The 23,542-nt window shown below is 60.7% G+C and carries 18 protein-coding genes; 7 read left to right on the top strand and 11 right to left on the bottom strand.

Annotated elements, in window-relative coordinates; translation table 11 throughout:
- The first annotated feature begins 339 nt into the window (after nucleotides 1-339).
- Nucleotides 340-900: a cytochrome b gene (locus tag M2400_RS23980; RefSeq protein WP_259198573.1), complete on the top strand. Its 561-nt coding sequence runs from the start codon at nucleotides 340-342 to the stop codon at nucleotides 898-900.
- Nucleotides 901-1,016: 116 nt separating this feature from the next.
- Here M2400_RS23980 and M2400_RS23985 read toward each other — a convergent pair whose 3' ends face one another.
- Together M2400_RS23985 and M2400_RS23990 are read right to left on the bottom strand one after the other, a co-directional pair.
- Nucleotides 1,017-1,916, bottom strand: a complete 900-nt coding sequence (locus M2400_RS23985) for a 1-aminocyclopropane-1-carboxylate deaminase/D-cysteine desulfhydrase (protein WP_259198571.1) — start codon at nucleotides 1,914-1,916, stop codon at nucleotides 1,017-1,019.
- A gap of 57 nt (nucleotides 1,917-1,973) precedes the next feature.
- Nucleotides 1,974-4,013 carry an NADPH-dependent 2,4-dienoyl-CoA reductase gene (locus tag M2400_RS23990; RefSeq protein WP_259198570.1) on the bottom strand — a complete coding sequence of 680 codons (2,040 nt, stop codon included), beginning with the start codon at nucleotides 4,011-4,013 and terminating at the stop codon, nucleotides 1,974-1,976.
- A 211-nt stretch (nucleotides 4,014-4,224) separates the two neighbouring features.
- On the opposite strand from M2400_RS23990, the gene M2400_RS23995 reads away from it, so the two are divergent.
- The 3 genes from M2400_RS23995 to M2400_RS24005 all read left to right on the top strand — a co-directional run bounded on the left by M2400_RS23995 (nucleotide 4,225) and on the right by M2400_RS24005 (nucleotide 7,714).
- The gene (locus tag M2400_RS23995; RefSeq protein WP_177048304.1) at nucleotides 4,225-5,355 is read left to right on the top strand and encodes a carbon-nitrogen hydrolase family protein; all 1,131 of its coding nucleotides are present in this window, start codon (nucleotides 4,225-4,227) and stop codon (nucleotides 5,353-5,355) included.
- Nucleotides 5,356-5,359: 4 nt separating this feature from the next.
- Nucleotides 5,360-6,394, top strand: coding sequence for an AraC family transcriptional regulator (locus M2400_RS24000; RefSeq protein WP_259198567.1), 1,035 nt, complete (start codon nucleotides 5,360-5,362; stop codon nucleotides 6,392-6,394).
- Between the two features lie 300 nt (nucleotides 6,395-6,694).
- Complete coding sequence (locus tag M2400_RS24005) at nucleotides 6,695-7,714, top strand: transketolase-like TK C-terminal-containing protein (RefSeq protein ID WP_259198565.1); 1,020 nt, start codon at nucleotides 6,695-6,697, stop codon at nucleotides 7,712-7,714.
- 135 nt (nucleotides 7,715-7,849) lie between these two features.
- Here the strand turns inward: M2400_RS24005 and M2400_RS24010 are convergent, their stop codons facing one another.
- On the bottom strand, nucleotides 7,850-8,320 hold the full coding sequence (locus M2400_RS24010) for a MarR family winged helix-turn-helix transcriptional regulator (protein WP_177048299.1): 471 nt from the start codon (nucleotides 8,318-8,320) through the stop codon (nucleotides 7,850-7,852).
- A gap of 145 nt (nucleotides 8,321-8,465) precedes the next feature.
- Between M2400_RS24010 and aceE the strand changes: the two genes are divergently transcribed.
- Nucleotides 8,466-11,135: a pyruvate dehydrogenase (acetyl-transferring), homodimeric type gene (aceE, locus tag M2400_RS24015; protein WP_259198563.1), complete on the top strand. Its 2,670-nt coding sequence runs from the start codon at nucleotides 8,466-8,468 to the stop codon at nucleotides 11,133-11,135.
- Here the strand turns inward: aceE and M2400_RS24020 are convergent, their stop codons facing one another.
- Together M2400_RS24020 and M2400_RS24025 are read right to left on the bottom strand one after the other, a co-directional pair.
- A complete protein-coding gene (locus tag M2400_RS24020; RefSeq protein ID WP_177120283.1) occupies nucleotides 11,136-11,966 on the bottom strand; it encodes a DUF2242 domain-containing protein in 831 nt (276 codons plus the stop codon).
- 89 nt (nucleotides 11,967-12,055) lie between these two features.
- Nucleotides 12,056-12,955 (bottom strand): LysR family transcriptional regulator, encoded by a 900-nt coding sequence (locus M2400_RS24025; RefSeq protein ID WP_259198560.1) that lies wholly within the window; start codon nucleotides 12,953-12,955, stop codon nucleotides 12,056-12,058.
- Nucleotides 12,956-13,082: 127 nt separating this feature from the next.
- Here M2400_RS24025 and M2400_RS24030 point away from each other — a divergent pair, with 127 nt between their 5' ends.
- Together M2400_RS24030 and nhaA are read left to right on the top strand one after the other, a co-directional pair.
- Nucleotides 13,083-14,261 carry an MFS transporter gene (locus M2400_RS24030; protein WP_259198559.1) on the top strand — a complete coding sequence of 393 codons (1,179 nt, stop codon included), beginning with the start codon at nucleotides 13,083-13,085 and terminating at the stop codon, nucleotides 14,259-14,261.
- Between the two features lie 116 nt (nucleotides 14,262-14,377).
- Nucleotides 14,378-15,712, top strand: coding sequence for a Na+/H+ antiporter NhaA (nhaA, locus tag M2400_RS24035; protein WP_259198555.1), 1,335 nt, complete (start codon nucleotides 14,378-14,380; stop codon nucleotides 15,710-15,712).
- 1 nt (nucleotide 15,713) lies between these two features.
- Here the strand turns inward: nhaA and M2400_RS24040 are convergent, their stop codons facing one another.
- From M2400_RS24040 to clpP, 6 genes are all read right to left on the bottom strand, one after another.
- The gene (locus M2400_RS24040) at nucleotides 15,714-16,280 is read right to left on the bottom strand and encodes an AAA family ATPase (protein ID WP_259198552.1); all 567 of its coding nucleotides are present in this window, start codon (nucleotides 16,278-16,280) and stop codon (nucleotides 15,714-15,716) included.
- 95 nt (nucleotides 16,281-16,375) lie between these two features.
- Complete coding sequence (locus tag M2400_RS24045) at nucleotides 16,376-18,250, bottom strand: SurA N-terminal domain-containing protein (protein ID WP_177048286.1); 1,875 nt, start codon at nucleotides 18,248-18,250, stop codon at nucleotides 16,376-16,378.
- 230 nt (nucleotides 18,251-18,480) lie between these two features.
- Nucleotides 18,481-18,753, bottom strand: a complete 273-nt coding sequence (locus tag M2400_RS24050; protein WP_003174819.1) for an HU family DNA-binding protein — start codon at nucleotides 18,751-18,753, stop codon at nucleotides 18,481-18,483.
- 146 nt (nucleotides 18,754-18,899) lie between these two features.
- Nucleotides 18,900-21,296, bottom strand: a complete 2,397-nt coding sequence (lon, locus tag M2400_RS24055) for an endopeptidase La (RefSeq protein ID WP_003207858.1) — start codon at nucleotides 21,294-21,296, stop codon at nucleotides 18,900-18,902.
- Between the two features lie 151 nt (nucleotides 21,297-21,447).
- Complete coding sequence (gene clpX, locus M2400_RS24060) at nucleotides 21,448-22,731, bottom strand: ATP-dependent Clp protease ATP-binding subunit ClpX (RefSeq protein WP_003207856.1); 1,284 nt, start codon at nucleotides 22,729-22,731, stop codon at nucleotides 21,448-21,450.
- 112 nt (nucleotides 22,732-22,843) lie between these two features.
- The gene (gene clpP, locus M2400_RS24065; protein ID WP_003174822.1) at nucleotides 22,844-23,479 is read right to left on the bottom strand and encodes an ATP-dependent Clp endopeptidase proteolytic subunit ClpP; all 636 of its coding nucleotides are present in this window, start codon (nucleotides 23,477-23,479) and stop codon (nucleotides 22,844-22,846) included.
- Between the last annotated feature and the right edge of the window lie 63 nt (nucleotides 23,480-23,542).

Genomic DNA, 23,542 nt, shown 5'->3' on the forward strand with positions numbered 1-23,542 from the left:
CATTTACTATATTTCCTTTCAAAAAAAACTTATCACACTAAAACTCGCCAACTTTCAACATCTGGAAACCCCGTACGACCACACAGTAATAAGGCAAGGTATTAACTCCTCCAATAGGTGGTTTATTTAATTCACGTTTAATAGAAAAAATCCTACAGGTTCGTATGAGTACCTGCCCATTTCTCAAGGCTCTTTTCCGACGCCGGCATTGCCCAACATGACAAAGCCTATTCACAAAAAACTGACCGACCCCGAGCAAACAAGCTAAAACAGGCTTACATTGAAAGGACTCCGTCGCGAAAGAACGGAGGTTTGCCCTGATGAGTGAGGAAGAAAGCGATGCCCTGGAAAAATTCCGATACGCGTTACAGCACCATGTCGATCGCATTGCACTGGCTGATGGTGGTGCTGCTGGCGGTGGTCTACGCCTGCATTGAGTTGCGCGGGCAGTTTCCCAAAGGCAGCGGCGGCCGTACGTTGATCGTGGAAATGCACTTCATGTTCGGCCTGACCGTGTTTGTGCTGGTGTGGCTACGGTTGTTCGCCCGCAGCCTGGGTGTGGCACCGAAGATCGTGCCGGCGCCGCCGCAATGGCAAACCCTCCTCGCCACCCTGATGCACCTGGCGCTGTACGCCTTGATGATCGGCATGCCCATCGCCGGCTGGCTGATCGTCAGCGCCGAGGGGCATTCGGTGATGTTCTACGGCATCGAGTTGCCGCCGCTGATTGCCGAAAACAAAGCCCTGGCCAAGGAGATTGAAAGCTGGCACGTGCTGTTCGGCAAGATCGGTTACTGGCTGATCGGGCTGCATGCGTTGGCCGCGATCGTTCACCATTACATCCTGCGCGATAACACCGCGCTGCGGATGATGCCGGGCAAGAGAGGGAGCATTCAGTAACCCCCGGATTGAATGTGGCAGCTGGCTTGTGTGGGAGCTGGCTTGCCTGCGATAGCATCACCTCGGTGCCACTGATACACCGCGGTGTCTGCATCGCAGGCAAGCCAGCTCCTACATTAACCGGGTGCAACAGGGAAACCCCGGCGGCCTTGCAAGCCGCCGGTGTGGACGAAGATCAGGCGGGTGCCGGGAGCGAAGTGCCCCGCCTCAATCCGCTGCTTCAACGCCAGTAACGCCTTGCCGGTGTACAGCGGCTCCAGCGGCAGGCCACAGGCTTGCTCGGTGGCGTCGATAAATTCCAGCAACTGCGGATCAACCTTGGCAAAGCCGCCCCGGCTGGCGTCCAGCAATTCATAACCATCCTGCACCAGCGCCTGTACCTGCTGCGCCACCCCGTGGTCGTCAGGCACCGCCAGCGCGCCATACACCGGATGCGCGCCCGCCTCCGCCAGCACCAATCCCGCCAGCGTGGTGCCGGTGCCCGCCGCCAGCCACCAACCGTGATAGTCCGCCCAGCCCAGGCCGCTTAATTGCGCCTGTGCCTGACTCACCAACACCCCGCAGCCCAACGCCCCCGCCAGGCCACCGCCACCTTCGGGCACCGGATGCAGGTGTGGATACTCCTCACGCCACGGCAGCCAGAAATCCGGCTCATTGCGTGCGCGATAGCCGCCATACCCCAGCCAATGCAACTGCATGCCAAAGGCTTTGAGGTCGAGCACTGTGGGGGTGTCTTGCGGGTGGCCACGCAGCAGGCCCACGGTCGGGAAACCAAAGCGTTTCCCGGCCGCCGCCAGTGCATGCAGGTGATTGGAGTAAGCGCCGCCCAGGCTGATGATCCCGCGGGCACCGGCTTCCCGGCCTTGAGCCAGGTGCTCGGTAAGCTTGAACCACTTGTTGCCGCTGATCAGCGGGTCGATACGATCCAGGCGCAACACAGCCACCTCCACCGACCCCATCCAGTCCAGCTTCAGGGGTTCAAGGGGCGCGTGAGGAAGCCAGTCGAAAGGACCCATGAGGGCAGTTCTGCACAAGAAAAGGGGCGGTAGTCTACCACCGCCCCTTGGGGGATTTTACAGCTCGGCAGCCAGGCGCGAACCCTGGTTGATGGCGCGCTTGGCATCCAGTTCGGCCGCCACATCGGCACCGCCGATCAGGTGCACATTCTGCCCGGCAGCCAACAGGCCGTCCTGCAGTTCACGCAGCGGGTCCTGGCCGGCGCAGATAACGATGTTGTCCACCGCCAGCAGCTTCGGCTCACCCTCGGCGCCGATGCGGATGTGCAGGCCTTCATCGTCGATCTTCAGGTACTCGACGCTGTTGAGCATTTGCACCTGCTTGTTCTTCAAGCCCGTGCGGTGGATCCAGCCGGTGGTCTTGCCCAGGCCGTCGCCGACCTTGGAAGCCTTGCGCTGCAACAGGAACACTTCACGTGCCGGCGCATGGCGCTCGGGCTTGATCCCGGCCACACCGCCACGGGCTTCCAGGTGGGTGTCGATGCCCCACTCTTTCCAGAACGCCTCGCGGTCCAGGCTGGTGGACACGCCCTGGTGCACGAGGAATTCCGACACGTCAAACCCGATACCGCCGGCACCGATCACCGCCACGCGATGGCCCACCGGCTTGCGCTCCAGGATCACGTCCAGGTAGCTCAGCACCTTGGCGTTTTCCACGCCCGGGATCGCCGGCGTACGCGGCGCGATGCCGGTAGCCAGGATGATCTCGTCGTAACCGCCCGCCACCAGTTGCCCGACGTCGACCCGGGTGTTCAGGCACAGCTCGACATGGGTGGTCTGCAACTTGCGTTTGAAGTAGCGCAGGGTTTCGAAAAACTCTTCCTTGCCCGGCACGCGCTTGGCGATGTTGAACTGGCCGCCGATCTCGCTGGCCGAATCGAACAGGGTCACCTGGTGCCCGCGCTCGGCGGCAACGGTGGCCGCCGCCAGACCCGCAGGGCCGGCACCCACCACGGCGATTTTCTTGATCTGCTTGACCGGCAAGTAGTTGAGCTCGGTCTCGTAGCACGCACGCGGGTTGACCAGGCAAGTGGTCAACTTGCCGCCGAAGGTGTGGTCCAGGCACGCCTGGTTGCAGCCGATGCAGGTGTTGATTTCATCGGCGCGGCCTTCGGCGGCCTTGTTGACGAAGTCCGGGTCGGCCAGGAACGGGCGAGCCATCGAGACCATGTCGGCATCGCCTTCGGCCAGGATCTGCTCGGCGATTTCCGGGGTGTTGATGCGGTTGGTGGTGATCAGCGGGATCTGCACCGCGCCACGCAACTTCGCGGTGACCTTGCTGAACGCACCACGCGGCACCTTGGTGGCGATGGTCGGGATGCGCGCTTCGTGCCAGCCGATGCCGGTGTTGATGAGGGTCGCACCGGCCTGCTCGATGGCCTTGGCCAACTGCACGATCTCTTCCCAGGTGCTGCCGCCTTCCACCAGGTCGAGCATCGACAGGCGGAAAATGATGATGAAGTTCGGGCCTACCGCGTCGCGCACCCGGCGCACGATTTCCACCGGCAGGCGCATGCGGTTTTCGTAGCTGCCGCCCCAACGGTCGGTGCGGTGGTTGGTGTGGGCCGCGAGGAACTGGTTAATGAAGTAGCCTTCGGACCCCATGATTTCCACGCCGTCGTACTCGGCAACCTGGGCCAGCAACGAGCAGGTGACGAAATCGTTGATCTGCTTTTCGATGCCCTCTTCGTCCAGCTCTTTAGGCTTGAACGGGTTGATCGGCGCCTGGATCGCGCTCGGTGCCACCTGTTTCGGGCTGTAGGCATAACGCCCGGCGTGGAGGATCTGCATGCAGATCTTGCCGCCCGCCTCGTGCACCGCCTGGGTCACGATCTTGTGCTTTTGCGCTTCTTCGTCGGTGGTCAGCTTGGCTGCACCGCCATACACCCCGCCTTCATCGTTCGGGCCAATGCCGCCGGTCACCATCAGGCCCACGCCGCCACGGGCGCGCTCGGCAAAATACGCCGCCATGCGCTCGAAGCCGCCGGGTTTCTCTTCAAGGCCGGTGTGCATCGAGCCCATCAGGGTGCGGTTACGCAGGGTGGTAAAACCCAGGTCCAACGGGGCCAGCAGGTGCGGGTAGGCAGCAGCGGTCATGGTACAGCTCCACAACGGATCATCACGGGACGTGGAAAGCTCGAATGGCCTTCCATCGGTTTATGTCCCACAGACTAAGAGGCTGCCGGTTGCCGCTCAATGACCGTAACTGACAACTTATTGATCCAAATGCGCAGCGCCCCTTGGCAACTGCGTACATGGGCCCTACCCTAGGTACCGAACCCTGCACCCGGTCCGTTGTCTTTTTCCCATGCGTAAACTTCTTGCCTTCACCCTCATCATGGCCCTGGTCGCCGCCGTTTCCGCCTATCTGGTCTGGACCCAGGAGCGTCCTGTGGGCCATTACCTGTCCGACCTGCGGATCAACCTCGCCGTCGACGAAGGCGTGCCCGCCGACCGCGGCAACCTGCTGGGCATCCAGCCGGAACTGTTCCCCGCCGACTATCAGAGCCTGGAACGCCTGCACCTGAAACTCGCGGCCTACCTGCAAAAAGCCCGGGACCAGGGCCTGGTCAACGACAAGACCATCGTGGTGCTGCCGGAACATATCGGCACCTGGCTGATGGTCAGCGGCGAAAAGAACGAGCTGTATCAGGCCACCAACCTCAAGGACGCGATGAACTGGCTGTCGGCGAGCAACCCGCTGCTGTTCCTGCGGGCGTTGATCAGCGCCAAGGGCGATGACCGCATCGACGACGCTTACCTGCGCATGAAGGCCCCGGCCATGGCCCGTGACTATCAGGTGCTGTTCGGCGGCCTGGCCAAGGAGTTCGGCGTGACCCTGGTGGCCGGCTCCATCGCCCTGCCCAACCCGAGCGTGAGCCAGGGCCAACTGCAGATCGGCCATGGCGCGCTGTACAACACCAGCGTGGTATTCGACCGCGATGGCTTGGCGGTGGGCCAGCCGCAACGCCAGCTGTATCCGATTTTCGACGAGCGCGGCTTTATCGAACCCGGCGACGAAAACACCGTCAGCGTCGTCGATACTCCAGCCGGGCGCCTGGGTATCCTGATCGGCAGCGACAGCTGGTACCCCGACAACTACCGCAAGCTCAACGAGCAAGGTGCGACGCTGGTGGCCGTGCCGGCGTTCGTGATTGGCCGCGAAACCTGGGACAAGCCATGGCGCGGCTTCAAAAGCGTGTCGACGCCGCCGGAGATCAGCCTCAAGCCCGAAGAGCTGAGCGAAGGCGAAGCCTGGCACCGCCTGACCCTGATCAGCCAGCAACCCATCAGCCAGGCGACTGCCGGCATGAGCGTGTTCCTGCGCGGGCAGTTCTTTGACATGGGCAGCGCCGGGCAAAGCTTCCTCAGCAGCAACGGCCAGGTGTTCGCCGACGGCAATGCCCGTGGCGCCCGCCTGCTGAACGTGTGGCTGTAACACGATGAAGCCGGTGCGGCTGGGGGATTTGTCGGTGGGCTTTGTCCACACCCTGGCCGATGCCATCCAGAGCCATGGCCTGGACCCGCAACCGTTGCTGCTGCAATACGGCCTCGACCCGGCACGCCTGGCCGAAGCTGGCGCACGCTTGTCGATCCCGCGCTATATGCGCCTGGGCTTTGCGGCCATCCAACTGACCGGCGACCCCGGCCTGGGCCTGCGCATGGGCCAGCTCAGCCGCTTGAGCCAGGCGGGCCTGGCCGGGGTTGCCGCCGCCCAGGCGCCCACCGTGCGCGAAGCGGCCCGCACCCTGACGCGTTTCGAAGCCTTGTACGGTTCCAACTATCGTGGCCAGTCGAGTTTTCACGAAGATGCCGACGGCGCCTGGCTGCGCTTCTATTCCATCAGCCCGTACAACGCCTATAACCGCTTTGTGGTGGACTCGATCATCGCCGGCTGGCTGCATCAATTGTCGAGCCTGAGCGTGCAAGCGGTGCAGGCGCAGCGCATCGAAATCGAGTTCCAGGCCCCCGACTACAGCGAGCGCTACAGCGTGCTGGGGGACTGCCCGATCCAGTTTGGCGCCGAGCACAATCAACTGCGCCTGAGCCAGCAGACCCTGGCCCTGCGCAACCCGGAACATTGCCCGAGTACCTGGCAGCTCTTGGTGCAGTTGTGTGAACGGGAACTGGAGCAGTTGACGCGCACCCGCAGCCTGCGCGAGCGCATTACCCGGTTGCTCGGGCCGATGCTCAATGGTGGCCGGGAACCCGACCTGGAAGAAGTGGCGGCACGTTTGAAACTGCCGACCTGGACCTTGCGGCGCAAGCTGGCGGAAGAAGGGACACAGTTTCGGGCGATTCTCAATGACACTCGCCGCGACCTGGCCATGACCTACATTCGCGATACCGAACTGGCGTTCGGTGAAATTGCCTATTTGCTGGGTTTTGCTTCAGCCGAAGCCTTTCAACGGGCCTTCAAGCGCTGGAACAGCCAGACCCCAGGGGAATTTCGCCGCAGTCAGCGGCATTCCGCCTGACGTCTGTCTTACAGCTCGGTGGCATCATCGGCCGGATCCAGCGGATCCAGTTCAAAGGCGTGGTACTCGAGCAGTTCTTCCTGGTAATCGTCCATGGTTGACTCCTTGTTTTATGAAAAGGGGTTGCCTAATGACCTGCACAACCAGCCTAAAGTGCCGTCATGACGAAAAAATGTCCGGGCCGTGACGTTCCTGCACTTCAAGATTAAACGTAGCAGTCTCGGCTGGATTTAGCCGGAGGAATTTTAGATGCAACCGCAATCATTGCAATTGCAATCACATGCAGGACTCCATTAGGGTATGGGCACCCGTTGCCATGCGACCCTGCCCATGACTGCCAGCACCGAACGCTCCGCCCTGCTCTGTATCGACGCCTTGAACGCCGCGCAGCAGCCTCGCTGCTCGCCGCTGTACAGCGTGATGACCATGGCCAACACCCTGGAGTCCAGCCGACAGGCGTGGGTGATTCGCGGCCAGTCGCGCTCGCGCCGCGCAATGAACTGGCCCACCTGGTTTGCGCGCAATACCGGGGAAAAGCCCCTGTTGTACCTGCACACCGCCGCTTCATCGGCGCAGCTGCGGGCGCTGTCCAGCGAGACCCGCCAGCGGGGCATCCTGTGCAACGACAGCGAAACCCGCCCCTTGCCGTCACTGCCTCTGTGGCTGGCCAGCAACCCGCATTGCACACCGTATGACCCGGCCTCCGGCGAGGAAACCCAGGCCATTGTGCTGGCGGGTTTGCAGGCGCTGTATGTAGACGGCCAGCCGGGGTTTTATTACCTGGCACTGCATGATCAGGGCGATGGGCCGGGACTGAGCCCGCAGGATTGCGAGGATGCGCTCAAGGGCATGTACCGGGTCCCGCGGGCGTATACGAGTGGGTTGAGCGTAAGCCTGCTGGGTGCGGGTCGGGCGTTTGACGAGGTGGTGCACGCGGCGCAGTTGCTTGAAGACGACTGGAACGTCGAGGCGCAATTGTGGAGTTGCCCCAGCTACACACGCCTGGCCCGTGAGGCCGAGGCGGCGCAACGCTGGAATCGGCTGCACCCCCTGGAAGCGAAGCGCAGCTGCCATCTGCGCGAGTGCCTGCCCGGGAATGACGCACCGGTGATCGCGGTCACCGGCTACCCGCAGCCCATCGTTGATCAGTTGGCGGGGCATGTGGATGCAAGGTTTGTAGCGTTGGGTGCGGGTTCGGTGGAGGCGTCAGCACCCAGTCGTTACTGGATAGCCGTGCTGGCGTTGAAGGCGCTGGCGGATGACGGCCGTATCGACACAACACAGGTGGAAGCCGCCCTGCTTCGATATCACCTGAGATGAAGTGGAATACGTTCAAGTGTGGGAGCTGGCTTGCCTGCGATAGCGGTGTGTCAGGGGCAGATACGCTGGCAGACAGTCCTTCATCGCAGGCAAGCCAGCTCCCACACTGGATCTGCGTCGCCTGGAAAACTGGCTTCAGGCCTTACGCCGCCCTCGGGGCTGCACGCCCGCCTCCATCGCCAGCCCGGCAGTACGCTCCAACGCCTCGGCAAAACCCCGGCGCTGTTCGCTGTCGAGCTGCGACAAAAACAACTCATCCACGCTGCTTTCGTAGATTTTCCACATCTTTTTGCGCAACACCCGGCCGGCTTCGGTGATCGAGACAAAGGCGGCCCGCCCATCACCGTCGCAGCGCGAACGCAGCACCAGGCCGTCCTTTTCCAGGCGGTCTACCAGGCGCGTGAGGTTGTAGCGTTCGATGGCCAGTACATCGGCCAATTCATGCATGCGCCGGGTGCCGTCGGGGCCGCTTTCCAGGCCCCACAAGGCGTCGTACCAGGCGTATGGCGGCAACCCGGCCTCGGCCAGGCGCCGTTCGATTTCACGGATGACCGTCCGGTGGGCCCGAACAAAACGGAACCAGACATCAGGCTCTTTCGACGACATGCAACACCATCCGGGGAATTTCAAGAAGGTTGCAATAGTAGCTCATCCCGCGCTAGATTCAGCCATGTAGTTGCAATTGCAACTACATTCGCAAAGCTCCCACAAGGAGCCCACACGTTGAAATCCGTCCACCCTGGAGCCTGACATGACCCCGAACACTGCAGTACGCCGCGACGACGATCCACAGGAAACCCGCGAATGGCTGGAGTCCATCGAATCGGTGCTGTCCACCGAAGGCCGCCCGCGTGCGCATTACCTGATTGATCAGTTGCTGGATTTCGACGTGGCGCGGCATGGCGACTTCTACGGGCGGGTGACCACGCCTTACGTCAACACCCTCCCGGTGGACCGTCAGTTGCCCTACCCCGGCAACCTGGCCACCGAGCGCAGGCTGAATGCGTTTATCCGCTGGAACGCCATGGCCATGGTATTGCGTGCCGGCAAGCACTCAGGCGTAGGTGGACATATCGCGACCTACGCGTCGGCCGCCGTGCTGTATGACGTAGGCTTCGACCACTTCTTCCGTGGCCGCACCGACAGTTTCGATGGCGACCTGGTGTACATCCAGGGCCATTCCGCGCCGGGCATTTACGGGCGCGCCTACCTCGAAGGCCGGATCAGCGAGGCGCAGCTGGACAACTTCCGCCGGGAAGCCGGTGGCGACGGTTTATCGTCCTATCCGCACCCACGGCTGATGCCGGACTTCTGGCAATTTCCTACGGTGTCCATGGGGCTCGGACCGATCACCGCCGCGTATCAGGCGCGTTTCATGCGCTACCTGGAATTCCGCGACCTCAAGCAGCATCAGGGCCGCAAGGTGTGGGCGTTCCTCGGTGATGGCGAGATGGACCAGCCGGAATCCCTGGCGGCCATTTCCCTGGCCGGGCGCGAGAAACTCGACAACCTGATCTTCGTGGTCAACTGCAACCTGCAACGCCTGGACGGCCCGGTGCGCGGCAATGCCAAGGTGATCCAGGAATTCGAAAGCCTGTACCGCGCTGCCGGCTGGAACGTGATCAAGGTGATTTGGGGCAGCGGCTGGGATGCGCTGCTGGAGAAGGACAAGAGCGGCTTGCTGCGCCAGCGCATGATGGAATGCGTGGACGGCGACTATCAGAACTACAAATCGCAAAACGGCGCCTACGTGCGGGAACACTTCTTCGGCAAATACCCCGAGTTGCTGGCACTGGTTGCCGATATGTCCGACGACGATATCTGGAAACTCTCACGGGGCGGCCATGACCCGGACAAGGTCTACAACGCCTATGCTGCCGCCGTGCGTCACAGCGGCCAGCCGACGGTGATCCTGGCGAAAACCGTGAAGGGCTTCGGCATGGGCGAGGCCGGCGAAGGCCAGAACATCAACCACCAGTTGAAAAAGATGGGCGCAGAGGCGGTCAAAGCCTTCCGTGACCGTTTCGGGCTGGAAGTGGCTGACGATCAACTCGCCGAAATTCCTTACCTCAAGCCTGCTGCCGACAGCGAAGAAGCCCGCTATTTCGCCGCGCGCCGTCAATCATTGGGCGGTTACGTACCGGCTCGTCATAGCGCGGTCGAGTCGTTGAAGATCCCCGAACTGGAGGCCTTCGCCACCCAGCTCAAGGACACCGGCGAACGCTCGATCTCCACCACCATGGCCTTTGTGCGCATCCTCGGCACGCTGCTCAAGGACCCGAACCTGGGCAAACTGATCGTGCCCATCGTGCCGGACGAGTCCCGCACCTTCGGTATGGAAAGCCTGTTCCGTCAGATCGGCATCCACTCGGCTGTCGGCCAGCTCTACACACCACAGGATGCCGGCCAGCTTTCCTACTACAAGGAGAGCAAGGACGGGCAGATCATGCAGGAAGGCCTGAATGAATCCGGCGCCATTTCCTCGTGGATCGCGGCGAGCACCTCCTACGCCAACCACGGGTTGATGACGGTGCCGTTCTACATTTTCTATTCGATGTTCGGCTTTCAGCGCGTCGGCGACCTGGCCTGGGCCGCAGGCGATGCGCGGGCACGGGGCTTTCTGCTGGGTGCCACCGCCGGGCGCACCACGCTGATGGGCGAAGGCTTGCAACATGACGATGGCCATAGCCATGTGCTGTCGTCGGTGATCCCGTGCTGTATTTCCTATGACCCGACCTTTGCCTTCGAGCTGGCGGTGATCATTCGCGAGGGCATGCGCCGGATGTACGTCGAGCAGGAGGACATTTACTACTACATCACCCTGCTCAACGAAAACTACCCGCACCCGGCGATGCCCGAAGGCGTGGAAGAAGGGATCCTGAAGGGCCTGTACCGGTTGAAAGCCGCTGAAGACAGTGCGCAACCACTGGTGCAACTGATGGGCAGCGGTTCGATCCTGCGGGAAGTGATCGCCGCCGCTGATTTGCTACGGGACGACTTCAGCGTGGCCAGCGATGTGTGGAGCGTCACCAGCCTGACCGAGTTGCGCCGTGAAGGCCATGCCGTGGAGCGCTGGAACCTGCTGCACCCGGAGAGCGAACCGCGCACCAGCTATGTCGAGCAGTGCCTTGAGGGGCAGGCTGGCCCGGTGGTGGTCGCCACCGACTACATGAAGATCTTTGCTGACCAGATTCGCCCGTTCGTGCCGGGCCGGCGCTTTGTGGCACTCGGCACCGATGGCTTCGGGCAATCGGATACCCGGGAAACCTTGCGTGAGTTCTTTGAGGTGGACCGCCACTTCATTGCACTGGCGGCCCTGAAGGCCCTGGCGGATGACGGCTTGATCAGCCGTGCCAGGGTGGCGGAGGCGATCAGCCGCTACGGGATCAACGTCGACAAGGCCAACCCCGTAGCGGTGTAGTTACTGCGCAGGCGTCGGCAGGGGCGGAATCGCTTCGGTCGGCGCCGGCAGCGCCGGGTTAGTAGCCTCCGGCGCAGCTGCCGGGGTTTCCTTTGGCGCAATCGGCGCAGGCTCGGCAGGCGGTACAACCGGCTCCGATGCAGCAGGCTCGACCGCAGGCGTCACCGGGGCTGCCGGTGTGGCGGGCACTTCTTTCGGCGCTTCTTTAGGCGCCTCGGCCTTGTCAGCCGCCGGAGCTGCCTTGGGTTCCGGGATGCCCAGGTCAGCCTTGGGCTTCTCTGGAATATGCGCAGCCTTTTTCACTTCCTGGGGCAGGAAAACGTCCACCAGCGCGAAATAACGCTCATAAAACTTCGGCGCAGACACGGTCTCGCTGGCCACCTTGACCATGGAGTCGTCGGTGGAGCCAATCGGCATCGACACCGAGCCCAACACACCCACACCAAGGCTGGCGGAGTTGTTGACCTTCTTCAGCGCGTAGCGGTCCTGCAAGGCGTTGGCGAACATCGTCGAGTGATGATCACCGCTGCCGTCGTCGGCACACACCACGTTGAAACTGATTTGCAGGTGAGTCTCGCCGGTCTGCTGGAAACTCTTGTTACCGACCACCAGCTTCGGATCGCTGCTGGTGATGATGTAACCCTGGCTCAACAGCGCACGCCGCGCCGCTTCGCAGGCTGCAGTGTCGCTGACCGGGTAATCACGGGAAAACGTACCGGAGTCGTCGAAGTTTTCATGTTCATAAATAGCGGTCTTGGGTGACGAGCAGCCCGCAGCGCCCGCCAGCACCAGCGCCAACCCGAGGCTACGCAAGTGAAATGATGTCGACATCGAAAATCCTGAGGAAAACAGTCAGGGCGGTATTGTGCAACAGAACGTGGCCTTGGCGCGCGAATTCCTGTCGGTAAAACGTCACAGTCTTACGGGACGGTGTCTGCAGGAAAAAGCCGCTCGCCCATATGGTCGATAAACACGCGCAATTTCGCCGAGGCGTGGCGACTTGATGGCCAGAGCATCCAGAAGCTGCCGCTGTGTTCCAGGTAATAATCCAGCACCCGTTGCAGCCGGCCCTGCTCCACCGACTCGCGGACCATAAAGTCCGGCAGGCAGGCAATACCCAAGCCTTCATGGGCCACGTGCATCAGTGATTCGATGGTGGTGGACACCAGCGGCGCCCGCAGGATCGGCTCGGGCATGCCCGGTTCCGGGCGCAGTGGCCAGGCTTCCAGCTTGCCGGTGGCGCAGAACTTGTGGCGCAGGCAGGCGTGGCTGTTCAGGTCCCGGGGCTGGCGTGGCGTGCCATGCAGGCGCAGGTATTCGGGGGATGCCACCAGTACCAGACGGTAGTAGCCGAGGTGGCGAGCCATCAAGCGCGAATCCTCGGGCTTGCCGGTACGGATCACGGCGTCGAAGCCTTCCTCGATCACGTCCACCATACGGTCGGAAAAGTCCACGTCCAGCTCGATCTCGGGATAGGCCCGCATGAAATCCGTCAGTACCGGCATCAGCAGGCCGCGCACTTGCGGCAGGCTGACGCGCAACTTGCCCCGTGGAGTGGCGCAGGCCTGGCTCAGTTCCTGTTCCGCAGCTTCGACTTCAGCCAGGATGCGCCGGGAGCGTTCGAGGAACAGCGCGCCCTCGCTGGTCAACGTGATGCTGCGGGTACTGCGATGGAACAGCCGCACACCGAGGCGCTCCTCGATGCGCGCGATGCTTTTGCCAATGGCCGAGGACGACACCCCCAGCACGCGCCCGGCCTCGGTAAAGCTGCGGGTTTCCGCCACCTGCACAAACACTGAAATACTGCCCAGGCTGTCCATCGTCTCGCTCCCCGAGGATTGCGGACGCTGACGTCCGATAAGTTCGGAACCTTAGCCTGTTTTTCTACACCGCGCAGCACCCTACTCTGGCTCCCTGCCCTTTCGTCCGAAACCGGAGCCAACAAACATGAGTGACAGCGCCTTACCTTCCACCACGCTTGCGGCAAGCCGTGAACGACTGCCCTTGAGCGGCCTGCTGGCACTGGCGACCGCCGGCTTCATCACCATCCTCACCGAAGCCATGCCGGCGGGCCTGCTCCCGCAAATGGGGGCCGGCCTCGGCGTGTCCGACGCCCTGGTGGGCCAGTTGGTGACCCTGTACGCCCTCGGCTCGCTGCTGGCCGCCATTCCCCTGACCATCGCCACCCGTGGCTGGCGCAGGCGGCCGTTGCTGATGCTTGCCATCGGCGGGTTTGCCTTGGTCAACAGCGTCACGGCGTTATCCAGCGACTACCTGCTGACTCTGGTGGCGAGGTTTTTCGCCGGGGTGTTCGCGGGGTTGCTGTGGGCGCTGCTGGCCGGTTACGCCAGCCGTATGGTTGCGCCGCACCTGCAAGGAAGGGCGATTGCCGTGGCCATGCTTGGCGCGCCGCTGGCGCTGTCGTTGGGGGTGCCCGCCGGGACATTCCTGGGCACCACGGTGGGCTGGCGCCTGAGCTTTGCGATCATGAGCGGCCTCACGGTACTGCTGCTGGCGTGGGTGCGCTGGCAAGTCCCGGACTTTGCCGGACAACAGGCGGGAAAACGCTTGGGGCTGCGTCAGGTATTGGCATTGCCGGGGATTCGTCCGGTGCTGTTTGTGACCTTCACCTACGTGCTGGCCCATAACATTCTCTACACCTATATCGCGCCATTGCTGGTACCTGCCGGGATTGCCGCGGACATTGATCAGGTGTTGCTGGTGTTTGGCCTGGCGGCACTGCTGGGCATCTGGATAGTCGGGGTGCTGATTGATCAGCGGCTGCGCGCCTTGCTGGTGATCAGCTGCGGGATGTTCGCCCTGTCAGCCCTGGCGCTGGCGTTCTGGATCACCTCGGCCCCCGTGATCTACACCACGGTTGCGTTGTGGGGCCTGGCGTTTGGTGGACTGCCGGCCTTGCTGCAAACGGCGCTGGCCAAGTCGGCCGGGGATTCAGCCGATGCCGCGCAGTCGATGCTGGTGACCGTGTGGAACCTGGGTATTGCCGGCGGCGGGCTGCTGGGCGGCATGTTGCTGCAGGGATGGGGCGTGACGTCGTTTCCCTGGGCCGTCGTCGCCTTGGTCTTGCTGGCGCTGATGGCCACGTTTCGTATAACCGATGTTTAAACAGAAACGTGACGTGATGTTTCTTAACTCTTATGATCGCACCGGGTGCGCTGCTGCATACGGCACAGCGCAGGTTAAAGGATAAGCATTGGTCGGGCCGCCAATGGAGACTTGTCGTGCCTGATAAACACCCTGCAATTCCTCGCCCCCAGGTTCTGGTCGAAGGCGCGCTGTCGGCGCTTGAGCGATTTTCACGTATCGAAGCGGTCAGCGGCATCGTGCTGCTGCTGGCGGCGATCGTCGCCTTGATCTGGGCCAACAGCCCGGTCGCCGATTCCTACGAACACTTCTGGAACACCCCACTCACTATCGGGCTGGGAGACTTCACGGTCTCGCGCTCGCTGCACTTCCTGGTGAACGACGGGCTGATGACCGTCTTCTTCCTGGTGGTGGGCGCCGAGATTCGCCAGGAAATCAGGGACGGCGCACTCGCCAACCTGAAACTGGCCACCCTGCCCTTGGGCGCCGCATTGGGTGGCGTGCTGATGCCGGCGCTGATTTACACCCTGCTCAACCATGGCACGGTAGCGGCCAGCGGCTGGGCAGTGCCCACGGCCACGGACATTGCGTTCGCCGTGGGTGTGCTGGCGCTGTTGGGCAAATCGATTCCGGCCGGCGTGCGCATCCTGCTGCTGGCGCTGGCGATCATCGATGACATCGTCGCCATCCTGATCATTGCGATTTTCTACACCGCCAGCCTGGATTACATGGGCCTGGTGATCGCGGCCTGCGGGCTGGCACTGGTGCTGATCTTTCAGCGGATGGGGATCGGCAAGGCCGCGGTGTACGTGCTGCCGGGGGCGATTGTCTGGTTTGGCCTGCTGAAGACCGGTGTGCATCCGACCCTCGCGGGCGTGATGCTTGGGCTGCTGACGCCGGTTACGTCCAGGCCCACTCGGGAACGTCCGCTGGACACCATCGGACGCACCTTTAACGAGCTGATGGATCGGCTTTCGCAACCGGCTGAAAGCGCCCATCAGGTCGCCAAACCATTGAAGCAGTTGCGAGAGGCCCAGCGGGAAATGCTGCCGCCGGTGCAGCGTATTCAGGCGGGCTTGCACCCGTGGGTAGCGTTCGGCGTGATGCCGCTGTTTGCCCTGGCTAACGCCGGGGTGAGCCTGCAAGGGTTCAACCTGGACGACCCGCTGCCCCACGGCGTGTTCATGGGCGTGATCCTGGCGTTGGTGCTGGGCAAGCCGCTGGGGGTGATGCTGGCGAGTGTTGCGCTGGTCAAACTGAACATCTGCCAACTGCCGGAGGGCGTGACCTGGAACGGCGTCGCCCTGGTGGGCCTGCTGGCGGGGATTGGTTTTACCATGTCGATTTTCATCTCGTCACTGGCCTTCTCCGATCCGACGCTGCTGTCAGCCGCCAAGCTGAGTGTGCTGACCGCTTCGTCCCTGGCAGCAGTGATTGGCCTGAGCTGGGGCAAGCTCAAGTTTGCGCGCTGACTCAACCGTTGGGTGATGGCTGTTGAGACAACTCGGAAATTGTGGCGACGACCTTCATCAGCATCTCGGCGACCGCGATTTCCCCGTTTAACCGAATGGCCGGTGTAGTCAGTTGCCTGAGCCACCGCTCATGCCTGGGCCGGCTGCGTCCGGCCCGGTTGCCTGCCTCATAGCTTTCTGCCCATAAGAGAAATTTCCGGTGGTTCTCGTGCATATCCCCGCCCGGCAAGATCCGCGCACCGAACCGTTGGGATTCCCGTGATTTCAAGCGCTCGATTCGCAGTGCCGTTGGCGTATCGATGAACACCACCAGGTCAGCGTTTTGAATCACCTCGGCGCCCCAGCCATCCATTGATCCGGACAGCACCCAAGGGGAGTCAGCCAGCGCCTGGGTCAACAACGCGACCCGCTCTTCAGGCGGGCGTGATTGCTCGAAGGGAGGGTCCGTGGGGTACCAATAGTAATCATCGACATCCACATGAGGCAGGTTAAGCCTGTCAGCCAAGGCGGCGCCCAACGTGCTCACGCCAGCACCCGAAGCTCCGCTGATATAAATCCATTTACTCATGGTTTGGCCTCCTTAACGTCCTACCTGAATATTACGTAAAAAAAAGACCCCGGCCTCTTCAGGCCGGGGTCTTTTTATTCAGGCTGGTAACGAGATCAGAACTTCTTGATCTCAGCCTTGGTTTCCAACTGCTTGCGATAGGCGGCGAAGTCTTGCTGGCCGACACGGGACGCGAGGAAGCGGCGATACTGAGCCTTCTCGTCATCGGTCGGTGCAGCGGCTTCATTGACCGCGTTCAAGCGCACGATCATCAGGCTACCGTCTGGCAGGGTCACGCTGGTGAAGGTCGGCTTGTCCTTGGCCGCAGGCTTAGGCATGCGGAACAAGGCTTGCAGCACGGCAGGCTCGACGCCTTCCTGGCCACGGGTAGCCCCTTCGGTGACTTTCCAGGCCTGGCCATCGACCGGCTGGTTCAGCGGTGTCTTGCCATCACGCAGGCTGGCAATCAGCTCGTCCGCGTGAGTCTTCGCCGCAGCGCTTGCGCGCTCCTTGGTCAACTGGGCACGGATGGCAGTGGCAACGCTTTCCAGCGGCAGCTGGGTAGGCTTCAGGTGCTCTTTGGCACGCAGCACCACGATGGTTTCCGGATCCAGCTCGATGGCGGTGCTGTTGGCACCTTCATCCAGGACTTCAGGGCTGAATGCAGCGGTCACCACGGCACGGTTGGCAGCGATGCCTTCGCCACCCTCACGGCCAAACGGCGCGGAGGTGTGCACGGTCAGCTTCAGGTCCGACGCCGGCTGGGCCAGGTCGGAAGCTTCGAACGCAGCGTCTTCCAGTTGCTTGGTGGCATCGACGAAGCGCTGTTCAACCTGTTGGGTCTTGAGCTCGCGGGTCAGCTTGTCTTTCAGGCTGGCAAACGTTGGCACTTCAGGTGCTTCAACGCCCAACAGCTTGATCAGGTGCCAGCCGAAGCTCGAACGCACCGGTGCCGAGACCTGATCCTTGTTCAGCGCGTACAGCGCTGTTTCGAAGGCTGGGTCGTAGACGCCAGGGCCAGCGAAACCGAGGTCACCGCCGTTGTTCGCCGAACCCGGATCCTGGGAGAACTCTTTGGCCAGGGCTTCGAACTTCTCGCCCTTGGCCAGGCGTGCCTGGATCTCTTCGATCTTGGCCTTGGCCTGCTCGTCAGTGGTCTTGTCGTTGACTTCGATCAGGATGTGCGCCGCGCGACGCTGTTCAGCGAGGTTGGCGGTTTCTTTCTGATAGAGGGCTTGCAGCTCATCGTCCTTGACCGCGACCTGGTCGAAGAAGGAAGCCTTCTTCAGCTCCAGATAGTCGATGACCACCTGGTCCGGGGTCATGAACTCTTTGGCGTGCTGGTCGTAGTAAGCCTTGACCTCGTCGTCGGTGAGTTTCACCGCCGCAGGGTTGGCCTTGACGCTGACGGTGGCGAAATCGCGGGTCTGTTTTTCCAGACGGGCAAAAGCCAGCACTTCGGCATCGGTGACAAAACCGCTGCCGGCAATGCCTGCACGCACCTGGCCGATCAGCATTTCCTGGCTCAGCATCTGACGAAATTGCATACGGCTGTAGCCCAGCTGACGGATCACCTGGTCAAAACGCTCGGCGTTGAACTGGCCATCCACCTGGAATTCCGGTGTCTGCAGGATCACTTGATCCAGCGCTGCTTCGGAGAAAGCGAATTTCGAATCGGCGGCGCCTTGCAGCAACAGCTTGCGATCGATCAGGCCTTTGAGGGCGGCGTCGCGCAGCAGCTTTTCGTCCAGCAAGGAAGCATCGAAGTCCTTGCCCAGCTGTTGCATCAGCTGACGACGTTGCATGTCGACGGCCTGGCCCAGTTCGCTTTGGGTGATTTCTTCACCGTTGACCTTGGCCACGTCCTGCTTGTTGTTGGTCGAAGCCTGAAAAATAGCCTCGATACCGGTGAACGCCATCAATGCGACGATGATCCCGATAATGGTCTTGGCAATCCAGCCTTGTGAATTGTCCCTGATATTCTGCAGCATGCGTCCCCCAGAAACGGTTGAACTTCAAAATTAGGCAACCGTGGAGCGTGGGTAGAGTCCGGATAGAAGAAAGGCGCATCCGAGGATGCGCCTTCTCGTAACTGGCGGAGCGGACGGGGGTTTGAACCCACACCCCCGGCGTGGCGACCCGATGGATACTTGGGTCAGCTGCCGCTCCGCTGCCAGGTCAGACCTGCGTCCGACCCGGATGGGTAAGGCTTGAACGAAGCTTAGTTAACGGCTTCTTTCAGGGCTTTACCGGCTTTGAAACCTGGTTTTTTGGCAGCGGCGATTTGCAGAGCCTTGCCAGTCTGTGGGTTACGGCCAGTGCGAGCTGGACGATCGGTCACAGAGAAAGTACCGAAACCAACCAGTACCACAGAGTCGCCGGCCTTGAGAGCGCCAGTGACGGATTCGATTACTGCGTCCAGCGCACGGCCAGCAGCGGCTTTCGGGATATCAGCAGATGCAGCGATAGCATCAATCAGTTCCGACTTGTTCACTCTAAGTCCCCTTATATCTATTGAGTATGATTCTAAGTTTTTTGGTGAAAGCAAAAACCAGTGCTGAATGGCCTACAGACACTTAAGAGCCGCTTTATAACAAGGGCTCTAAAAAGCTGTCAAGGAAGCCCCCAGGCTTAAACGTATTAATGCGTGCTAATTCTTTCCTTAGAGTCAGTCTCGCGTTTTTCGTCCTTCGCGACTATCTCCGGAGCCACATCCGGCAAGGGCTCCGGCGCGTATTGCAGCGCAATTTGCAGGACCTCGTCAATCCATTTAACCGGTTTAATCTGCAGATCCTGCTTGATGTTGTCAGGAATCTCCTTCAAGTCGCGAACATTCTCTTCAGGAATGATCACGGTCTTGATACCACCGCGGTGTGCAGCCAGCAATTTCTCTTTGAGGCCACCAATGGCCAGTACCTGGCCACGCAGGGTGATTTCACCGGTCATGGCCACATCGGCACGCACCGGGATCCCTGTCAGTGCTGATACCAGTGCCGTGCACATGCCTACGCCTGCGCTAGGGCCGTCTTTCGGCGTCGCCCCTTCCGGCATGTGGATGTGGGTGTCGTGCTTCTCGTGGAAGTCCAGGGGGATCCCCAGGCTCTTGGCGCGGCTGCGCACCACGGTCTGCGCGGCAGTGATGGATTCGACCATCACGTCACCCAACGAACCGGTCTTGATCAATTGCCCCTTGCCCGGGATAACGGCGGCTTCGATGGTCAGCAATTCGCCGCCCACCTGGGTCCACGCCAGGCCTGTGACCTGGCCCACCTGGTCCTGCTGCTCAGCCAGGCCGTAGCGGAATTTACGCACGCCCAGGAAGTGTTCCAGCAGGTCGGCGGTGACCTTCACCGAGAAGCGTTTTTCCAGCGCATGTTCCTTCACGGCCTTGCGGCAGATCTTCGCCAGTTGACGCTCAAGGCCCCGTACACCGGCCTCGCGGGTGTAGAAACGAATGATGTCGCGGATCGCGTCGGCATCAAATTCGATCTCGCCTTTTTTCAGGCCGTTGGCCGCAATCTGCTTGGGCGAGAGGTATTTGACGGCGATGTTGATCTTCTCGTCTTCGGTGTAACCCGGCAGACGAATCACCTCCATCCGGTCCAGCAAGGCTGGCGGAATATTCATCGAGTTGGAGGTGCACAGGAACATTACGTCGGACAGGTCGTAGTCGACTTCCAGGTAATGGTCGTTGAAATTGTGGTTCTGCTCGGGGTCGAGCACTTCCAGCAAAGCGGAGGCCGGATCGCCACGCATGTCGCTGCCCATTTTGTCGATTTCATCGAGCAGGAACAGCGGGTTGCGCACACCCACCTTTGTCATCTTTTGAATCAATCTTCCTGGCATCGAACCGATGTAAGTCCGGCGATGGCCACGAATTTCCGCTTCATCACGCACACCGCCCAAGGCCATGCGTACGAATTTACGGTTTGTTGCGTGGGCAATCGACTCCGCCAGGGAGGTTTTACCCACACCAGGAGGACCGACCAGGCACAACACCGGACCGCGAATCTTCTTCACGCGCTTTTGCACGGCGAGGTATTCGAGGATGCGTTCTTTAACTTCTTCGAGGCCGTAGTGATCGGCATCCAGAATGTCTTCGGCGCGGGCCAGGTCCAGACGCACTTTGGTCTGGGCCTTCCACGGCACCTGCACCAGCCAGTCGATATAGGAACGAACCACGGTGGCTTCGGCCGACATCGGCGACATCTGCTTGAGCTTGTTCAGCTCGGCAGTGGCCTTGGTCAAGGCGTCTTTCGGCAGGCCGGCGGCATCGATGCGCTTTTTCAGCTCTTCGATTTCGTTATGGCCTTCCTCGCTGTCACCCAGCTCTTTCTGAATGGCCTTCATCTGCTCATTCAGGTAGTACTCGCGCTGGCTGCGCTCCATTTGCTTTTTGACACGGCCACGAATGCGCTTCTCAACCTGCAGCAGGTCGATTTCGGCATCCAGCAGCGCCAGGACGTGTTCGACCCGGGCAGACAAATCGATGATTTCGAGAATGTCCTGCTTCTGTTCGATCTTCAGCGCCATGTGCGCGGCCATGGTGTCGACCAGGCGGCTTGGCTCATCAATGCTGTTGAGGGAAGAGAGGACTTCTGCGGGGACTTTCTTGCCCAGTTGCACGTATTGCTCGAACTGGGACAGCAGGCTGCGCACGAACACTTCGGATTCGCGCTCAGGGGCGTCGACTTCGTCGATCAGCGCCACTTCGGCGCGCAGGTGGCCGTCCACTTCCATGAAGCGCTCGACCGCACCGCGCTGCTCACCTTCCACCAGCACCTTGACGGTGCCATCAGGCAGCTTGAGCAGTTGCAGGACAGTTGCAACGGTACCAACGCGATACAGGGCATCTTCGCCCGGATCATCGTCAGCAGGATTTCTCTGGGCCAGCAGCAGGATCTGCTTGTCGCCCGTCATCGCGGCCTCGAGGGCTTCGATAGACTTCTCGCGCCCCACGAACAGCGGGATAACCATGTGCGGATAGACGACGACATCACGCAACGGCAGGAGAGGCAATTCGATGGTTGTCTTCATGATTTCGCCTCTATGACAGATGAAAGTAAGCTTGAAACCAAGATGGGGGCTGCCTGCAAAAAAAACAAGCGTAATGGCATCAGTTAAACGCAGTAAAAACAAAGGGGCCCCTTAAGGCCCCTTTATTTTGTACAACTCGGCGACGCAACGCTTACGCGTCTGGCGCAGCCTTGGCAGCCGGCTCACTGTTTTCGTAGATATACAGTGGCTTGGACTTGCCTTCTATAACGCTTTCGTCGATCACCACTTTACTCACCTCGGACTGCGAGGGGATTTCGTACATGGTGTCGAGCAGTACGCCTTCGAGGATCGAGCGCAAACCACGGGCGCCGGTCTTGCGCTCCAGTGCCCGCTTGGCCACCGATTTGAGCGCGTCAGCACGGAACTCGAGGTCCACACCTTCCATCTCGAACAGCTTGGCATATTGCTTGGTCAGGGCGTTTTTCGGCTCGGTGAGGATCTGCATCAACGCAGCCTCATCCAACTCGTCCAACGTCGCCAGCACTGGCAGACGGCCAACGAATTCCGGGATCAGACCGAACTTGACCAAATCGTCAGGCTCGACTTCACGCAGGGATTCACCGACTTTCTTGCCTTCTTCCTTGCTGCGTACTTCTGCACTGAAACCAATGCCGCCACGGGTGGAACGGTTTTGAATAACCTTTTCCAGACCGGAGAACGCACCGCCACAGATGAACAGGATGTTGCGCGTATCAACCTGAAGGAATTCCTGCTGTGGATGCTTGCGGCCGCCTTGTGGCGGTACGGAAGCAACAGTACCTTCGATCAGTTTCAACAGCGCCTGCTGCACGCCTTCACCGGAAACGTCCCGGGTGATCGACGGGTTGTCGGATTTGCGCGAAATCTTGTCGATTTCATCGATGTAGACAATGCCCATCTGGGCCTTTTCCACATCGTAATCGCATTTCTGCAGCAGCTTCTGAATGATGTTCTCGACGTCTTCACCTACGTAACCGGCCTCGGTAAGAGTGGTTGCGTCGGCGATGGTGAAGGGAACGTTCAGCAGGCGAGCCAGGGTTTCTGCAAGCAGGGTTTTACCCGAGCCTGTAGGACCGATCAGCAAGATGTTGCTTTTGCCGAGCTCGACGTCGTCACTTTTCTTGTCACGCTGGTTCAGACGCTTGTAGTGGTTGTACACCGCTACGGCCAGAACCTTCTTTGCACGCTCTTGACCAATCACATACTGATCAAGGATGCCGCTGATTTCTTTAGGCGAAGGCAATTTATGCGCGCTGCTTTCGGCCTGGGCTTCCTGCACCTCCTCTCGGATGATGTCATTGCACAGGTCGACGCACTCGTCGCAGATAAACACCGAGGGGCCGGCAATCAACTTGCGCACTTCATGCTGGCTTTTGCCACAGAAGGAGCAATAGAGCAGCTTGCCGTTGTCCTCGCCGTTGCGGGTGTCAGTCATTCGTTCGATCCAAATCCGATAGGCTTGCAACACAAGATGAAGGCTATTGAGGGCTTTTTCAAGCCCACTGGTGGTCGGACGTGCCGACCTGCCCTATTTTGAGCTGCTTATATTAAGCGGGGCGCTTTTCGATCACTGCGTCGATCAACCCGTATTCACGCGCGGCTTCGGCGCTCATGAAGTTGTCACGGTTGGTGTCGCGCTCGATCTCTTCCAGGGTGTGCCCGCTATGTTTGGCCATCAGCGTGTTGAGACGCTCACGAATGAAGAGGATTTCCTTGGCATGGATTTCGATGTCCGATGCCTGGCCCTGGAAACCGCCCAGTGGCTGGTGAATCATCACGCGCGAGTTCGGCAGGCAGTAACGCTTGCCCTCAGCACCAGCGGTCAGCAGGAAAGCACCCATGCTGCACGCCTGACCGATACAGGTGGTCGATACGTTCGGCTTGATGAACTGCATGGTGTCGTAGATCGACATGCCAGCCGTTACCGAACCGCCCGGGGAGTTGATGTAGAGATGGATGTCCTTGTCCGGGTTTTCCGCTTCAAGGAACAGCAGCTGCGCACAGATCAGGTTGGCCATGTAGTCCTCTACCGGACCAACCAGAAAGATCACTCGCTCCTTGAGCAGGCGCGAGTAGATGTCATAGGCGCGTTCGCCACGAGCAGATTGCTCGACAACCATCGGGACCAGGCCGCCAGCGGCCTGGATATCAGAGTTCTGCTGAATATACGAATTACGGAACATGCTCTGCAGTTACTCCCAAATAGTCATGTCTTGAATACGCATAAGCCAGCGCGAGGCTGGCTT

Origin of the sequence: Pseudomonas sp. BIGb0558 (assembly GCF_024807515.1) — a bacterium.
GTDB lineage: Bacteria > Pseudomonadota > Gammaproteobacteria > Pseudomonadales > Pseudomonadaceae > Aquipseudomonas > Aquipseudomonas yamanorum_A.

Bases quoted from the DNA above. Each gene is read 5' to 3' on its own strand.
- clpX (WP_003207856.1), bottom strand. From the start codon at position 22,731: ATGACTGACACCCGCAACGGCGAGGACAACGGCAAGCTGCTCTATTGC.
- M2400_RS23990 (WP_259198570.1), bottom strand. From the start codon at position 4,013: ATGACCGCTGCTGCCTACCCGCACCTGCTGGCCCCGTTGGACCTGGGT.
- M2400_RS24020 (WP_177120283.1), bottom strand. From the start codon at position 11,966: ATGTCGACATCATTTCACTTGCGTAGCCTCGGGTTGGCGCTGGTGCTG.
- M2400_RS24010 (WP_177048299.1), bottom strand. From the start codon at position 8,320: ATGTCGTCGAAAGAGCCTGATGTCTGGTTCCGTTTTGTTCGGGCCCAC.
- M2400_RS24040 (WP_259198552.1), bottom strand. From the start codon at position 16,280: ATGAGTAAATGGATTTATATCAGCGGAGCTTCGGGTGCTGGCGTGAGC.
- M2400_RS24025 (WP_259198560.1), bottom strand. From the start codon at position 12,955: ATGGACAGCCTGGGCAGTATTTCAGTGTTTGTGCAGGTGGCGGAAACC.
- M2400_RS24045 (WP_177048286.1), bottom strand. From the start codon at position 18,250: ATGCTGCAGAATATCAGGGACAATTCACAAGGCTGGATTGCCAAGACC.
- M2400_RS24030 (WP_259198559.1), top strand. From the start codon at position 13,083: ATGAGTGACAGCGCCTTACCTTCCACCACGCTTGCGGCAAGCCGTGAA.
- lon (WP_003207858.1), bottom strand. From the start codon at position 21,296: ATGAAGACAACCATCGAATTGCCTCTCCTGCCGTTGCGTGATGTCGTC.
- aceE (WP_259198563.1), top strand. From the start codon at position 8,466: ATGACCCCGAACACTGCAGTACGCCGCGACGACGATCCACAGGAAACC.
- M2400_RS24000 (WP_259198567.1), top strand. From the start codon at position 5,360: ATGAAGCCGGTGCGGCTGGGGGATTTGTCGGTGGGCTTTGTCCACACC.
- M2400_RS23985 (WP_259198571.1), bottom strand. From the start codon at position 1,916: ATGGGTCCTTTCGACTGGCTTCCTCACGCGCCCCTTGAACCCCTGAAG.
- clpP (WP_003174822.1), bottom strand. From the start codon at position 23,479: ATGTTCCGTAATTCGTATATTCAGCAGAACTCTGATATCCAGGCCGCT.
- M2400_RS23980 (WP_259198573.1), top strand. From the start codon at position 340: ATGCCCTGGAAAAATTCCGATACGCGTTACAGCACCATGTCGATCGCA.
- M2400_RS24005 (WP_259198565.1), top strand. From the start codon at position 6,695: ATGGGCACCCGTTGCCATGCGACCCTGCCCATGACTGCCAGCACCGAA.
- M2400_RS23995 (WP_177048304.1), top strand. From the start codon at position 4,225: ATGCGTAAACTTCTTGCCTTCACCCTCATCATGGCCCTGGTCGCCGCC.